Source organism: Marinibium conchae (assembly GCF_015595035.1).
In the GTDB taxonomy this organism is placed as follows: domain Bacteria; phylum Pseudomonadota; class Gammaproteobacteria; order Enterobacterales; family Alteromonadaceae; genus Glaciecola.
In genome coordinates this window covers 370,821-386,182 of the sequence record NZ_JADNRN010000002.1, presented here as the reverse complement: position 1 = coordinate 386,182, position 15,362 = coordinate 370,821, and the positions used below count along the sequence as shown (strand labels likewise).

The following is a 15,362-nucleotide window of genomic DNA, read 5'->3' as shown; positions in this document are numbered from 1 at the left end:
GCTTACTTTAAGGCAACTGAAGCAGTTTATGAGTAACCCTTATCAATCTTTCGAATTTGTTAGCAAAGCGAAATTACCAACTCGTTTTGGTGCCTTTGTAATACATGGCTTTGTTGACACAAAAACTAAGCAAGAACATATTGCCTTGTCCTACGGTAATTGGCAATCAAGCGATATCGTACCTATTCGTATCCACTCAGAATGCTTAACCGGCGACGCCTTATTCAGTACCAAATGCGACTGTGGTTTCCAGTTAGAAAAAGCTATGCAGAACATCGTAGAGCACGGCCATGGCGTATTGTTATATCTTCGCCAAGAGGGTCGTGGCATAGGCTTGCTTAACAAAATAAAAGCGTATAGTTTACAAGACGAAGGCTACGATACTGTAGAAGCAAACGAACATCTGGGCTTTGACGCTGACTTACGGGATTACAGCATTTGTAAGACCATGCTCGATACCTTGGATGTTTCACAAGTAGAATTAATGACGAATAACCCGAAGAAGCTAAAAGCGCTAGTGGACATGGGTATTAACGTAGTGAGTCGCAAGCCCATTGACCATGGCGTCACTGATGCAAACAAAAACTACCTAAAAACAAAAACAGAAAAGTTAGGTCACAAATTCAATGCTGATAAGCTTAAATAATTGGCAGTCATAGTGGCATTCTTATTGGAGAATAAGGAATAAAGCATGAGAATGCGAGCTGCGTCTCTTTTTGGCGGAATACTCATTATCGGATGTTACTCTGCAGGTGCCTCAGCCTGCAGCATTAAAGAGCTAAAGGAGATGCCTTGGAAATTGCACAGCATGAGCATTCGGGCTCGCTTTGCCGAACAAACCTTCTTAGGCGACGACGCGGTTGAAAAATTCAATGCGCTTGACACTGCTGTAAATTTCAAGCTTCCCTGCACCATATACCAAGGTGATTCTTGGCAATTAGGCACAAATTTAATGCTGAGCGCCGGTATTCTCAAAACATTTGACGAAAATGCAATCAGCCTATCGGCAATCCCAGAGCTAATGCTTCGAAATAACAGCGAAAGCGTAACGTTTAATGCTGGCTTTGGCCTGGCCGCTTTTACTCGCAATAAATTTGGAGTACAAGATTTTGGTGGCCCCGTACAATTCGCTATTACTTTCGGAGCCACCACCGAATTGACTAGTCGCACGCGCCTAGGTTACCGCTTTCAGCATTATTCCGACGGCAGAGCTTATGGCACAGATACTACGGGTGCAGATTTACATATGATTGAGTTTTACTACCAATTCTAAATTGTCATTCTGTGTGATCTAAGTGTTCAGTTTCAGTTAAGTTTACTTGTTATATAAATAAGGGTATCCAAGCAGGAGGATACATTTATGAAAACTAACAAAGCAATATTAACACCTAAAACCAGAAACTCTGGTGCAGTGATCAAAACCCTTGGTTACACTGCATTGTTAACGCTTTCGTTAACCGTAGGTATGCATTTCGCTCAGGCTGCAACGCTTCCCCAGAACAAAATTTACGGTTTTCAAGAAACTCAGCAAGAATTTGAACAACTTGATGCAGCTTTGGCACCTATTGCCTTGTATCCTGATTCGCTTCTTACGCATATATTAATTGCTTCTACCTATCCGCTGGAAGTGATCGAAGCTGCACGTTTCATTCAGCAACATCCAAAATTTGATATCGATGATTACGAAAAAAATGGCCTAGACCAAAATACGATCGAATCGATTCAAGATGACGCGCTCGATTATGGTTGGGACGCTTCTGTTGTTGCGTTAACTGCTTTTCCCGACATTCTTAACAATATGAGTGATGATTTGGGTTGGTTGAATGACTTGGGTGAGGCTTTTGAAGAAAACCAAGAGCTCGTGCTGCAGCGAGTTCAACATCTACGCGAGCTGGCATACAAGGAAGGCAACCTGCAAGACGACGACCAAATTGAGGTTGTTGTTGAACAAGAACAGCAACAACAAGTTATTGTTATTCAACCTCGCAGACATAACGTAGTTTACGTTCCCTACTACGATATTAGCTCGATATATGGCCCAACTTGGCACGTAAGTTATTCATACAGATGGTCTCGCCCCTATTATGCGCGTCACTATCGCCATCGCCACATCTATTTTAGTCCGGGCGCCTACATTGGAACTCGCTTGCTGTTTGGTGGCATTCACTGGAGCAACCGCTACGTTTCGATTAATCGTGATTGGTCATATAGAAACGCACGTCACTACCGATACAACAACCCTCGACATAAGCGTGTGTATCACAAAGAGTATCAACGCTGGCAGCCAACAGCGAGGCATACTCGCCATGTAGAGCGAAAGAAATATGCGGGTAGTAAAAGACTACATAACAACGTTAGTAGAAATAAGTGGGTAACAAACAAACACAGCGACTTCGGAAAAATAAAGTCGAGCGACAAACGTTACATGGGCGATAAGAACAAACACTCTCGCACCATCAGTAAAAAGCGCATTGAAAAGTCGCACAGCGACAAGAAATATCAGACAACACCGTTTAAGCAAAACAACAAACAGCGAAATTTTAAGTCGCAAGACAAGGTCAATGTAAAGATAATAGAGAAAACTAAAATACAAAAAACCAAGATAGAAAAGAGCCGGTCGATCACTAAAACAAAAATTAAACGCTCTGACTCGAGAAAAATACAAAGCTCTCAGCAGCGTAGAGTCTCTAAAAGCAGTAACAACAGGCCCAAGCAGCAGAGACACAACTTGAGAACGCAAAAGAAGTAAGGTTTTGCGACAAGTTCCTAACAAGTCGAAAGGCTATTCACGAACTTTGTCGCAGGCGCCTATGCTAATAGCCAGATTATGGGTACTGGTCTGAATACGCTAGGCATAGGCGCATTTTACATAATTAAATACGCTATTTATTAAATAGTTTCTCATTTATGCCGCTATACTTTAGATATAACAAAGCAAAAAACGAATCCAATTGAAAGACCCAATCGCACTTTTAAAGAAAATAGATATTTTAATTATTGATGACATGGAATCAATGATAAGTCTCATTGTATCTTGTGTGCGAGCCTTGGGGGCTGAAAAAATCAATACCGCAAGCAATGGCGAAATGGCTTGGAAAATGCTAAATAAAAAGCACTACCACCTTATTATTTGCGATTGGGACATGCCAAAAATGACAGGTATTCAACTACTCAAGCTAGTGAAGGAATCAGAGTTACATCGTGACATACCGTTTCTTTTATTAACTGCAGCCACAGAGAAGGCGCAAGTATTAGAAGCTGTTAAGGCTGGCGTAAATGATTATCTCAGTAAACCTTTTCAGCCCAAAGAGTTAGACTATCGCATCATCAAACTACTGCGGAAAGTTAATGTAGAGCAGCCCAAAGTTGGGGAATAGAACACTGTGCTAAAGCTTTGGAAATATAATGCACAAACTACCCAAACAGATTTTCTCGTTAAGTCTGCATTAGGCTTATCCCTGGTTGGCGCGACTATCCTTATACCTTTTTGCATCAACAATTTTGTCCATGGTAGAGAAGTCGCGGGTAGTCTTACTGGGCTGGTCGCCTTGCTGTGTTTGGTGAACGCATTCTATTGCTACAAAGGTCGCTACATCCTTGCATTAAATCTGATTGGGCTAATGCCTGCAATCACCATCGGTATTACAGACTCAATTTTGAACCTAGGTGTCATCGGCACCTACTGGTGCTTTCTTGGTGTCTTTGCAATTTACTTTATTCTTCCCTTTCATTATGCAAAATGGTTTAACTTCATTTATCTTGTCGCCGCTATTTGGGCGGCTAACACTTCTATTCCACCCGACCTTTACATGCGATTTTCCGCGGTCTTATTAGGGACTAGCTTTTTTATCATGATCGCTGTGCGTGAAATCTTTTCCCAGCAAGAGCAGTTGCGCACACAGTCAATAACCGATCCGCTGACCGAAGCTTTTAATCGTGGCTACTTATCGACGTCGCTCAATCAAGCGATAAGCGAGTTCAATGAAGATAAGAGTCTTTCCACCTTGTGTATTCTGGACATAGATCATTTCAAGAAAATTAATGATCATTATGGACACGACATTGGAGACAAAGTATTAGTTAAGCTATCTGCCTTGCTTAGAAACTACCTCTCAGGCAAAGACATGCTATTTAGAATCGGTGGCGAAGAGTTTTTATTGCTGATGAAAGACACCAGTGAAGAAGAGGGTTATCTCACCGCCGAGGCTATTCGTGCGGTAGTTGAAGAAACCGAGTTTATACAAGATCACCCAGTAACGATAAGCATAGGTGTCACACAAATTGCTAAAGGCAACGATTGGAAAAAATGGATGAAACTTTCAGACGAAAAGCTGTATTTAGCAAAATCGAATGGCCGCAATCAAACGGTATGTTAAAGCAGCCACGCAAGCTTTGTTGGAGAAGTATGATATAAACCTATAATAGCTAGGCAATCACACCCTAATCCTTAAAAATCGCGGTTTGTTGACGCTCTCTGTTAACGTGTAACTGGGTCACATCGGGGCGAGAATAATGGCCTACAGGGTCAAAATTGTGCCGTTCTTGTAATACTCTTTGATGATCGATTTCGGCAACATAAACACCCTCCTCTCCGATTTGAGGCTCTATTACCCAAGAGCCGTCAGGAGCAGCTATGCATGATGCACCGCTGGCCAAAACCTTTGGAGCATTAGCAACTATTTCTTCATAATAAGGCGTGTCTTGGGGGAAGTCTTCCACACGCATCAAGCCAGAAACAGAAAGTACATAACTTCGCCCTTCTTTAGCGACAAAACGCGTAATATCGTGAGTATTATGTTCGCCACCCGGCCATATCGCTACGTGCAGATCTTCGCCTTGCGCATACAGAGCAGCGCGAGGAAGAGGCATCCAATTCTCCCAACAATTTAGCGCACCCAGGGTAAAATTATTCAATGGAAATGTTTTAAGACCGTGACCGTCGCCCGGCGACCAAGTTAGGCGCTCCTCATAGGTCGGCATAAGTTTGCGATGTACATTCTCGATCTTGCCTTCACGATTGATGTACACCAAAGAAGCATAAAGGCTATGCCCTCCTCGGTTTGTCGCACGCTCTGCAATACCTAGCACAACGGCTATATTACGCTCTTTGGCAATGCGACAAAGTGGATCTAAGTGCCCTAGCTCAATATTTACCGCTTGGCTAAGATAATGTGCATGGATCTCTTTCTGTTTTTGCGAATTAAACTGTGCACCATTTGTAAGCTCCAACCAGAATGGATAACCTGGCAATAGACACTCTCCGAAGGTAACGAGTTCGGCCCCTTGATCGGCGGCATCAATGCTTGCGTCGATAATTTTCTGCAAGCTTGCTTCGCGGTTTAGCCAAACTGGGGCTATTTGAGCGAGTGCAACTTTCATCTTACTGTTAGCGGTGATCTCTGGCATGGGTATTCCCTGTTCTAAGGTGTCAATATACGATTTTACGAGTACTTTTGTGCGAATACCTTGGCAAAGAAGGCAGCGGAGTGATTGTCCATGTTGAAATACAGGCTAGGTTCAATCAGCTCAACTTCGATGATCACTAATCTACCATCAACCCTTATCATATCGACACGAGCGTAAAGCGACTCATGTGGCAAAGCTGCAATCGTTTTATTACCCAAAGAAAACATCTCGTCACTGGGTTCAATAGCACTTAACTCTCCACCATGCTCTTCTTGAACACGGAAGTCACCTTGAGCAGGTTGCTTACAGATCGCATGACTGTATTGCGAGTCAAAATAGAAAAGTGAATACTCACCCTCTTCAACAACACTTTGAATAAAAGGTTGTATCATCGCATATCGCTTATCAAAGTCAGAGCTAATGGCTTCAAAACGCTGCTCTACTTCATCTTTTTTTACACGATATGTGAAGTCGGCGTTTGCACTTATATAGGGTTTAATGACCAGCTCTTGCGCAGAAAACTTTCCGAAAGCAGCAAAAAAGTGCTCTAATTCCAAGGTATTTTCAATCCAGACGGTGGGCACAATAGGCACGCCCTTGCCTTCTAAGTCCTGTAAATAGCGCTTAGAAATATTCCATTCAATCAATTTTAATGGATTCAACAAGATGGCAGAGGACTTATCAATATTGTTCAAACAGTTAAGGAAATCGTCGCAATGCGCTTGGTAATCCCAGGTGCTGCGCACAATCACCGCTTCATATTGGTTCCACTGATGATTTTTCTCGTGCCAAGAAACTTCAATAGCTTCCCAACCTAATTCCGCTAGCGGTTCGGTTAACATGCGGTCGTAAACAAAGAAATCTTCGAGATTGTTGGTAGAAAGTATAGCCAGTTTACGCATTTTTGCTCCATGAAAACAAACCCATTAATGGGCTCTTAGGAACTATGACTGTAAATTATGAGCTTGTAAACTGCTGAATTTGCGGTAACGCATCTTCACCATTTTCACTAGCATTGGTACTCAATAGAATCGCGGCTAAAATAATACTGGCTGAGGCCAAAATGAGCAGAATATTCCGTTTAAAATGCATAAGATAACTCCCTGTTATCAGATTAGACAGTTGCAACTGTGCTTGTAACTTTGGAGAAATCATACAGGTATTAACGCGCAAATACAAAAAAGCGACGATATCTTTAACATTTCTGCTAGTGATATCGCCGCGTTTTACTTAGCGCTGGTTCGGTGCTTGGGGATATTTATTCTGAGAACTGACGAATAATACTGTTCAACGTATCTTTGGCGTCACCGAAGATCATTCTTGCATTATCTTTGAAGAATAAGGGGTTTTCTACGCCAGCAAAGCCTGATGCCATGCCACGTTTCAATATGAACACGTTTTTGGCAAGATCGGCGTTGATAACTGGCATACCGTATATTGGGCTACCTTCCATGTCGCGTGCGGCTGGATTCACAACATCGTTTGCGCCAATTACTATGGCAACATCAAAGCCTTCCATGCGCGGGTTAACCTCATCCATCTCTAACAATAACTCATAAGAAACGTCGGCTTCCGCGAGCAACACGTTCATGTGCCCAGGCATGCGTCCCGCAACAGGGTGAATACCATAAACAACCTCTGCACCATTTTCTTCTAACAAAACCTGAAGCTCTTTCATCGCATGCTGTGCTTGGGCAACAGCCATACCATAACCCGGAATAACTACCACGGATTGTGCAGCTTCCAATACATAATAAGCATCGTCGGCGGCCATTGGTTTTACTTCGCCCTCAATCTTGATATTGCTGGTAGTTACACTCTGAAATCCTGAGAACAGCACGTTAGTGAGCGAGCGATTCATCGCCTTACACATAATGCTCGTCAGAATAATACCGCTTGCACCTACAAGGGCACCGGCAACGATTAGAAGATTGTTATTGATTGCTAAACCGGCTGCACAGGCAGCAAGACCCGAGTAGCTATTTAGTAAAGAAATCACCACCGGCATATCAGCACCACCAATAGGCAGTACAAGCATCACACCAAGCACAATACACAAGGCAACAAATGCATAAACATATACTTCAAGTGAGGGGTAGAAAACGCTCAGCGTACCAAAGGTCACGATTGCCAATACAATGAAGGCGTTTACGATAGCTTGGCCTTTAAAAACGGTTGAGCCGCTGCTAACTAATTTGGGGATTTTGCCGCTTAACTTCGCCCATGCAATGACACTTCCAGAGAAAGTAATACCGCCTATCGCGATAGCCACTAGAACGATAACAAAAAGATGTGTATCAATCGCCGAACCAGCCAAAATCATCGCCAGAGCAACAAACAAACTCGCTAAACCACCTACACCATTAAGCAGAGAAACCATCTCTGGCATTTCAGTGAGCGCTACTTTCTTGGCAATGAATGCGCCTACCGCGCTACCGGCGAGGATCGCCACAATAATAAACTCATAGGAAATAATCTGCTGATCAAGCATGGTAACAACAATCGCCACCAGCATGCCTAGAGAAGAAAGAAGATTGCCTCGTCTTGCTGTTGACGGGTGACCAAGCAGCTTCAAGCCAAAAATAAATAGGGCTGCACTCAGTACATACACCGCATTGATAAGTAATTCTGTGTTTTCCATGATTTTCCCTTACTTACTTTTAAACATGGCAAGCATGCGATCAGTAACCATATAGCCACCAACAACGTTTATCGTCGCGAGAAACACCGACGCCGTTCCTAAAATTTGTGCAAGCAATACATTGTCGTTACCGGCGTAAGCGAGTGCACCAATCAAGGTAATACCCGACACTGCATTTGCACCCGACATCAGCGGGGTATGCAAGGTTGCAGGTACTTTGCGAATAAGCTCGAAGCCTAAAAAGATAGCTAGCATGAGGATCATTGATAAATAGATGAATGACATTAGGCTTTCTCCTCAGTCATGATTGATTTGATGGTTGGGTTAATTAACTCACCTTGGTGAGTAATTAGCGCAGTTTGCAAAATATCGTCTTCGAGGTTAAGGACGACTTTGGCAGCCTCGTTATCAAAGAATTCGAGAAGCAAGGCTTGCAAATTGTTCGCATACATTTGAGATGCATCTAAGGCAACTTCACTTGGCCAGTTGCCAGTGCCGATAATGCTAACACCGTTGACCTTACTGACCTGGCCAGCCACGCTACCCTCAACATTACCGCCATTTTCTGCGGCCATATCAACAATTACGCTACCGGGTTTCATTTGTGCAATGACATCTTTGGTGATCAAGACTGGCGGTTTGCGTCCAAATAATTGCGCGGTGGTTATTACGATATCGGAGTCTGCGATACATTTCGCCTGAGCTTGTTGCTGTATCTGAATTTGCTCTGGGCTAAGCGCTTTCGCATAGCCTTGCTCAGTTTGACCCGTTTCACCAATATCAATTTTCAGAAATTTCGCACCTAAGGAATGCACTTGCTCTGCAACCACTTCGCGGGTGTCATACGCCGTTACCGATGCACCGAGCCTTTTTGCGGTAGCAATGGCCTGCAAACCTGCGACGCCAGCACCAATAACAAATACTTTAGAGGGCTTCAGTGTACCTGCAGGAGTCATCATCATGGGAAGCACTCGCGGCAATGCAGACATTGCTTTTGCTACCATTACATAGCCGGCTAAACTCGCTTGAGAGCTTAACGCATCCATTTTTTGACAACGTGAACTTCGCGGTATCATCTCTACACTCAGTGATGAGCGCTTAGACTCTTTCAGCCAAGTTATGTGGTCTTTAGCATTAAAAGGGTCGAGAAAACTAATACAACAAACACTTTCTTTTGTATCAAGCAGTGCTTCTTTAGAAAGGGGGTGAATAGACATTAAAAAGTCGGCTTGTGAAAGCAACTGTTTTTTATCTGTTTCAATTGTTGCGCCTGCTTCTTTGTATTGATCATCGCTAATATTTATCGATTCACCAATGCCACTTTCGCAAAACACGTTAAGCCCAAGCTTAGTGTAAGCTTTCACATTTACGGGCAATAAACTACACCGACGTTCATTTTCTACCTGCTCTTTCACAAACACTAATGTGCTCATTTCGCCTCCTTACTCATATTGTGGCTACAGACTTTTCTTTCGGGCGCACTTCATCCGCCCATATTTATGTAGGTTTTCTGTCGGTCGTTATTGTTTTCTAGCTGATTTTTATTATTATTTTTTGTGTTTTGCTAGCAGTATTTATTCACTAATTTCATACTGCTCCCAAAATTCGTTGAAAAGCGCTGCAGGCATGATGGCACCTGGCGTTTCTATTACTTTACTGGCGGTAGCACTGGCTGCACGCACAGAAGACTTTACGCTATGTCCTGCGCATCGAGAGCCAATATAAACACCATTGAATGCATCACCTGCAGAGGTAGTATCTACAACATTATCATTAGGCACGACGGGAATGCTTTGTTTACCATCGGCGTTAATCACATGGACTGTTTTTTCGCCTTGCTTCATCACCAACTCTTCAGCATTGAATTGCTCGCAGAATGCTAAACATTCATCTAAGTCTTTCATACCGTAAAGTTTGTCAAAATCGTCAATACCAGGCAGTAAAATGTCAGCCATATGGCAGGCCTTTTCGATATTCGCTTTTGCAGTTTCTGCTGAACGCCAGAGTTGTGGTCGGTAATTTGGGTCGAAGGCTATCTTCACACCTGCCCTTTTCATTTGCTCGAGCAATCGCCAAAACAATGAACGCTCTTCGTCGAGCAAAATGGCAATACTGATGCCAGAGAAGAAGAATATACCTGCAGTTAACAAGGTAGAATGCTGCGACTGATTTAACGCACTTATCATACGCTTAGCTGCAGAATCATTACGCCAGTAAATAAAAGAGCGCTCTCCTTGCTCATCAGTTACCACCATATATGCGCCGAGATGATGCGAATCAGATTTAGGAAGATAATCGCTACCTAAATTTTCGCTGTGGAGGCTTTGTAAAAACTCTTCGCTGAGCATGTCGTTACCAATACACGACATGAACTCAACATGGAATTGAGGGAAAGCGCGTTTCAGATAGACACTAGAATTGTATAGGTCGCCGGCGAAAGACTTACCAAGAGTATTATGCTTATTTGTGCCATTCTGGCGCACAAGCTCAAGCATACACTCACCTGCAAACACCAATGGGCCGTCGATATTGTCAAAAGCAAATGACTTCGCTTCGTTCTTGCTTTTGTCTTGGTGCTGCATATTCCATATCTCTTTATTATAAACTTTTCAAAATGTCATGACTCGGGCAGAAAGTCTTCTCTGCACGGGCTGAATACGTCAATCAGTACACCGGCCTTTAAACAAACGGCACCGTGCTCAATATTAGGTTCGATATAAAAACTGTCGCCAGCTTTCATCACTTTTTTTTCACCCGCAATTTCTATCTCGAACTCTCCGCTTTCAATATAAGCTACCTGAGCGTGATAATGCTTGTGTACGTAGCCTATAGCAGAATCATCAAACCATACTTTAGCCATAAGTACTTGCTGATTGAAGCCCAATAGCTGACGTTTAATTCCGCCACCAAGGTCTTCAATAGGATGTTTGTTACCGAAGATGAAGTTATTACTATTACGCATTTTTATCTCCCTTCAGAACATCTAGCGCTCTGATCTAATCAATATCACTGGTTATTGTCAACCATTATTAGTTATTTGTTATTACCAATTAAAAAATACTGGTAATAATTCCAATCAGGGTATAACCTTAACAAACTATTAACATTGTCATCGTTTTGTAAATTTGTACTATATTTAGCGCTCATAAGCGAATTTAATGGTTTTATAAAGTTACTTTTAGGTTAAAATAGCAGGCTGTAAACACGATGAAGTCCGGTGCGCAACTCACTACTAATAATATGCTGGTAAAAACGCACTTGTTAAAAAAGGTAATAAGATGAAAAGTCGCCGTATGTTTTGGCAAATAGTTGAGAAAATTGAAGCACTTATCGATTCCGGTAAGTACCCGCCTGGGAGCCGTTTACCTCCTGAACGAGAATTAGCAGAAACTTTCAATGTTAGCCGCCCAACTATTCGCGAGGCTATTATTGCTCTTGAAGTACGTCAACGTGTTGAAGTGAAAACCAGTTCTGGGGTTTATGTATTAGAAAACCCAAATGCCAAGTCAAACGATCTGAAAGTAAGTGCATTTGAACTCACCCAAGCTCGTGCTTTAGTAGAAGGTGAAGCTGCAGCATTAGCGGCGGTCTCAATAACTGAAGACGAGTTACTGAGACTAGATCAAACTCTTGTCGCTATGGAAAAGGGCATTGAAGCAGAAAAAGCCGACCGTGAATTCCATCTCATCATTTCTAAAGCAACCCGGAACAACGCTGTCGTGCTTGCAGTAGAAAAATTTTGGCGCTTGCGTGACTCTGAGCCGGATATCGTTAATGCTTATCGTGGTGTTTGTGATGGAAGCGATTCAGACCGTCTGGAAGAACACCGAAGCATTTATGTAGCACTTAAGAAGCGCGATTCCGCGGAAGCCAGGGCAGCGATGCACACCCATTTTAATCGCTTAATTAACTCTCTTTTCGCAATAAGCGAAGCGAAAGCGCTTGAGGAAGTACGTAAGCAATCTAACCAAACAAGAGATCTATACTCTTTGAATCACTTGGTAGGTTGAAGCACCCAAAAGCTTGCTCAACTATATCAAATAAGAGCGTACATTAAAGAAAGCCCAAATAACATCTCAATGTTTTTGGGCTTTTTTTATCTTCTTGTTTTTATCACTTTCTGTCGTTAGCTAGGCTATTAGAACTTAGTGGAGACCCACAGCCAAAGCTTGTCGGCGTCAACTCTGCCACTCTCACCTGAGTAAGTCGCGTATTTTATTGCGGCAGTGTAATGCTTGGCGAACGGCATGCTGTATTGCAAGTTAATTTCCGAACCAAGGTCGTCTACTAAGTCTGAAGATTCATCTGCTGAAAAGTCGTGATACACAGCTAACCACTTGCCAGGCCCGGCTTTACCGCTAAATGACACACTCGTATCAACAAGACCTTGCGCGGGTGTACCGAGGAATTGATCGGTCCAACCATTGAATTTGTGCAAGGTCGCTAAGGGCGTGGCGAACCCGAAATTACCATCATCTGAACCTAAAACCTCATACGCCAGTTTTGCCGTAACACCACTATAAACAGCACCAATTTCAGCAAAAGTGTAGGTAGCATCAAAACTTGTACCGGCTGCGTCATTCTCGGCAGTTTGAGTAGCAAATTCAAGACCATAAAGGAAGGAAACATCAGACTTGTCTTTGGCTTTTGTTGCCCCTTTAAAGCTAACACCGTAAGTGTCTAAAGCGTTGTCGGTAGTCTCGTCAATTTCGAGTAAGTAGCTATAGGCTTTTAACGTACCGTATGCTGTTTTGTAGCCTAGGTTCAACAAATGATCTTTTGAATCAAAGTCTGCGGCTTCGCCAAAAATACGGTTACGTTGAGTTACGTAGCTATAATGAGCACTGAATTTGTCGTTCGGTGCATAAATAAGAGTTGCTGCATCGAAAGTTTGACGATCTTGTCTCCAGCCAACATGGCCGATAAAACGATGTCCGTCTAGGGCAATTACTTGGCGACCCAATTTGAAAGTAAAGGCATCAGATTTATATTGAATAAATGCTTGGTCAAGTTCTGTAAATTCAGGATCAGCAATAACACTGTATTCACCTAAGTTGTAACCTGTGGGTCCAACAGTATAGTCCCCTTGGCCCAGTACAATTCGGTTGTCTTCAAGCTCAAAAGTACCTGACCAACCATTTAACGACCCGCTAGTGTACGCAATGCGAGTACGAAAAGTTAAGGCGCTTGCATCAGCAACAGCATTGTCTTGTGATACGTCTTCATAACGTAAACGAAAATCAACTTTTGCCTTTCCAGAAGATAAGGCATCGAAAAACGCATCATCAGCTTGAACTTGTTGAGAGTAGCCTGTACTGAGAGCAAGGCCAGTAAATATAGTGATTAAAGATGGTGTAAGCTTCATGTGTTTTCCTAGATATTTTGTAAATAGTAAGGTGTAAATTATGCAGCGCTGCTGTTGCTACGCTCAGTGTTATTACTGTTCGTTGCTTTAGCTGATGCGACTGTTTCTATCTTTTTTTGCTTCTCATACAAGAAGGTCAATACTGCATGTCGATAGCGGTTATATTCTGGGTTATCGGCCATTGCCAGTCGATTACGAGGGCGTTCTAGATTTATATCCAATATTTCGCCTATCGTCGCGGCGGGCCCGTTGGTCATCATGACAATACGATCTGATAAAAGAACTGCCTCATCAACGTCATGGGTGATCATAATGACCGTGTTGCCAAGGCTCGCATGTATTTCCATGACTGAGTCTTGCAGATGCGCACGAGTCAGTGCATCGAGTGCACCAAAAGGTTCATCCATCAACAGGACTTTAGGCTCCATTGATAAAGCTCTGGCTATACCAACGCGTTGCTTCATACCGCCAGATATCTCTGAAGGGAGCTTATCGGCGGCGTGTGTCATATGCACCAAATCGAGGTTATGCTGAACCCACTCTTTAATTTCAGCTTTGGTTTTACCTTTGCTGGTTTGCTTTACCGCAAGCTCAACATTTTTATATACCGATAACCAAGGCAGTAGAGAGTGATTCTGAAAGACAACTGCTCTTTCTGGGCCAGGTTCATTTACCTCAAGTCCGTCGAGGATAACGCCTCCTGACGTTGCCTGATAAAGCCCGGCAACAATATTTAATACTGTTGACTTACCGCAACCAGAGTGCCCAATCAAACTAACAAATTCGCCTTTCTTAATTTTTAAGTTAACGTCTTGCAGCGCTGTGAAAGGGCCTTTAGGTGTCGGAAAGTCAATGCCAACTTGTGATAGCTCTAAATGTCTGTCTGTACGGCTTTGAGTAGTCATAATTTGTTCCTCTAATAATTGCGTTTAAATTGGGTTTAGCGGAGTGATACGCTCTTGTCCCAGCTTACTTTTCGTTGAATGACTAACATCAATCTATCAAGTCCGAAACCAATGATCCCTATGGTAAGTACCGCCACCATAATGCGAGCAAGAGATTCTGAGCTACCGTTTTGGAATTCATCCCATACAAACTTACCTAAACCTGGATTCTGCGCTAACATTTCTGCTGCAATAAGCACCATCCAACCAATACCCAAGCTCAATCTCAAGCCAGTAAAAATAGCGGGGATCGACGAAGGTAAAACGATTTTCACCACGTGTGTTAGGGGCTTGAGACGAAGAACTTTGCTCACATTGATAAGGTCTTTATCAATGCTCGACACGCCTACCGCAGTATTAATCAAGGTTGGCCACAAACAACAGAGCGCTACCGTGATTGCTGAAGTCACAAAAGACTTTGAAAACAACGGATCGTCGCTCACATACAAGGCACTCACAACCATCGTTACTAGAGGCAGCCACGCAAGAGGTGATACTGGTTTGAATAATTGGATTAGGGGATTTATGGCAGTATAAACACCCTTACTTAACCCGCACAGAATACCCAACGGGACAGCTATTACAGAAGCAATTAAAAAGCCTATCGCAACGGTATACAAACTAGTCCATATTTGGTCGAAGAATGTGGGCGCGCCAGTGAAAGGGCGAATTTTAGGAACATAAGACGGGTCGTCAGCAAGACGTTTCGCATTTCGCTCTTCTTGGCGCTCATAAAACGCTTCGGCCTTTTCTTGCTGAGCAACATGCTCATCAATGAGCGTACCCGTTTGCTCCCAAACAGCCACTGGCCCAGGAAACTCGCCAAGCGAAGTATCGATATTCTTCGCTATCATAGCCCACAAAGCAACAAAGATTAAAAGTCCAATCAGTGGCAGCAGCATGGCATTAAGGGTGGTAAAAAACTGTTCTTTTAGCTTACTGGTTTTTACATTTTGTAGAAACATCGGCGCTGTATTAGACTTTAACATGTTTGAATTCCTCTGTG

General features: G+C 43.0%; 17 protein-coding genes. 6 read left to right on the top strand and 11 right to left on the bottom strand.

Translation table 11 applies throughout. The features are described 5' to 3' along the window. Positions 1-28 precede the first annotated feature (28 nt). The 5 genes from ribA (at position 29) to ISG33_RS09460 (ending at position 4,376) form a co-directional block, all read left to right on the top strand. On the top strand, positions 29-646 hold the full coding sequence (gene ribA / locus ISG33_RS09480; RefSeq protein ID WP_195733360.1) for a GTP cyclohydrolase II: 618 nt from the start codon (positions 29-31) through the stop codon (positions 644-646). Between the two features lie 45 nt (positions 647-691). Further along, on the top strand, positions 692-1,273 hold the full coding sequence (locus tag ISG33_RS09475; RefSeq protein WP_195733359.1) for an acyloxyacyl hydrolase: 582 nt from the start codon (positions 692-694) through the stop codon (positions 1,271-1,273). Positions 1,274-1,360: 87 nt separating this feature from the next. Beyond that, on the top strand, positions 1,361-2,749 hold the full coding sequence (locus ISG33_RS09470) for a DUF3300 domain-containing protein (RefSeq protein WP_195733358.1): 1,389 nt from the start codon (positions 1,361-1,363) through the stop codon (positions 2,747-2,749). 202 nt (positions 2,750-2,951) lie between these two features. Then, positions 2,952-3,377 (top strand): response regulator, encoded by a 426-nt coding sequence (locus tag ISG33_RS09465; RefSeq protein WP_195733357.1) that lies wholly within the window; start codon positions 2,952-2,954, stop codon positions 3,375-3,377. A gap of 6 nt (positions 3,378-3,383) precedes the next feature. After that, positions 3,384-4,376 (top strand): GGDEF domain-containing protein, encoded by a 993-nt coding sequence (locus tag ISG33_RS09460; protein ID WP_195733356.1) that lies wholly within the window; start codon positions 3,384-3,386, stop codon positions 4,374-4,376. Positions 4,377-4,440: 64 nt separating this feature from the next. Here ISG33_RS09460 and ISG33_RS09455 read toward each other — a convergent pair whose 3' ends face one another. The 8 genes from ISG33_RS09455 to ISG33_RS09425 all read right to left on the bottom strand — a co-directional run bounded on the left by ISG33_RS09455 (position 4,441) and on the right by ISG33_RS09425 (position 11,009). Further along, the gene (locus ISG33_RS09455) at positions 4,441-5,406 is read right to left on the bottom strand and encodes a carbon-nitrogen hydrolase family protein (RefSeq protein WP_195733355.1); all 966 of its coding nucleotides are present in this window, start codon (positions 5,404-5,406) and stop codon (positions 4,441-4,443) included. A 35-nt stretch (positions 5,407-5,441) separates the two neighbouring features. Continuing rightward, on the bottom strand, positions 5,442-6,308 hold the full coding sequence (locus ISG33_RS09450) for an ATP-grasp domain-containing protein (protein ID WP_195733354.1): 867 nt from the start codon (positions 6,306-6,308) through the stop codon (positions 5,442-5,444). A 55-nt stretch (positions 6,309-6,363) separates the two neighbouring features. Continuing rightward, positions 6,364-6,498 carry a hypothetical protein gene (locus ISG33_RS17160; protein ID WP_255528880.1) on the bottom strand — a complete coding sequence of 45 codons (135 nt, stop codon included), beginning with the start codon at positions 6,496-6,498 and terminating at the stop codon, positions 6,364-6,366. 166 nt (positions 6,499-6,664) lie between these two features. Continuing rightward, positions 6,665-8,047 carry an NAD(P)(+) transhydrogenase (Re/Si-specific) subunit beta gene (locus tag ISG33_RS09445; protein ID WP_195733353.1) on the bottom strand — a complete coding sequence of 461 codons (1,383 nt, stop codon included), beginning with the start codon at positions 8,045-8,047 and terminating at the stop codon, positions 6,665-6,667. Between the two features lie 9 nt (positions 8,048-8,056). Then, complete coding sequence (locus ISG33_RS09440) at positions 8,057-8,332, bottom strand: NAD(P) transhydrogenase subunit alpha part 2 (protein WP_195733352.1); 276 nt, start codon at positions 8,330-8,332, stop codon at positions 8,057-8,059. Next, positions 8,332-9,480 carry an NAD(P) transhydrogenase subunit alpha gene (locus ISG33_RS09435; RefSeq protein ID WP_195733351.1) on the bottom strand — a complete coding sequence of 383 codons (1,149 nt, stop codon included), beginning with the start codon at positions 9,478-9,480 and terminating at the stop codon, positions 8,332-8,334. The genes ISG33_RS09440 and ISG33_RS09435 overlap by 1 nt, the downstream gene beginning before the upstream one ends. A 141-nt stretch (positions 9,481-9,621) precedes the next feature. Further along, positions 9,622-10,629 (bottom strand): sugar kinase, encoded by a 1,008-nt coding sequence (locus tag ISG33_RS09430; RefSeq protein WP_195733350.1) that lies wholly within the window; start codon positions 10,627-10,629, stop codon positions 9,622-9,624. A 35-nt stretch (positions 10,630-10,664) separates the two neighbouring features. Next, a complete protein-coding gene (locus ISG33_RS09425) occupies positions 10,665-11,009 on the bottom strand; it encodes a cupin domain-containing protein (protein ID WP_195733349.1) in 345 nt (114 codons plus the stop codon). Between the two features lie 316 nt (positions 11,010-11,325). Between ISG33_RS09425 and ISG33_RS09420 the strand changes: the two genes are divergently transcribed. After that, positions 11,326-12,057, top strand: coding sequence for a FadR/GntR family transcriptional regulator (locus tag ISG33_RS09420; RefSeq protein ID WP_195733348.1), 732 nt, complete (start codon positions 11,326-11,328; stop codon positions 12,055-12,057). A 128-nt stretch (positions 12,058-12,185) separates the two neighbouring features. Here ISG33_RS09420 and ISG33_RS09415 read toward each other — a convergent pair whose 3' ends face one another. From ISG33_RS09415 to ISG33_RS09405, 3 genes are read right to left on the bottom strand one after another with little or no spacing between them, the layout of a single operon-like run. After that, a complete protein-coding gene (locus ISG33_RS09415; protein ID WP_195733347.1) occupies positions 12,186-13,412 on the bottom strand; it encodes an alginate export family protein in 1,227 nt (408 codons plus the stop codon). A 38-nt stretch (positions 13,413-13,450) separates the two neighbouring features. Beyond that, on the bottom strand, positions 13,451-14,317 hold the full coding sequence (locus ISG33_RS09410) for an ABC transporter ATP-binding protein (RefSeq protein WP_195733346.1): 867 nt from the start codon (positions 14,315-14,317) through the stop codon (positions 13,451-13,453). 35 nt (positions 14,318-14,352) lie between these two features. Continuing rightward, the gene (locus tag ISG33_RS09405; RefSeq protein ID WP_229333555.1) at positions 14,353-15,321 is read right to left on the bottom strand and encodes an ABC transporter permease; all 969 of its coding nucleotides are present in this window, start codon (positions 15,319-15,321) and stop codon (positions 14,353-14,355) included. Positions 15,322-15,362: the final 41 nt, after the last annotated feature.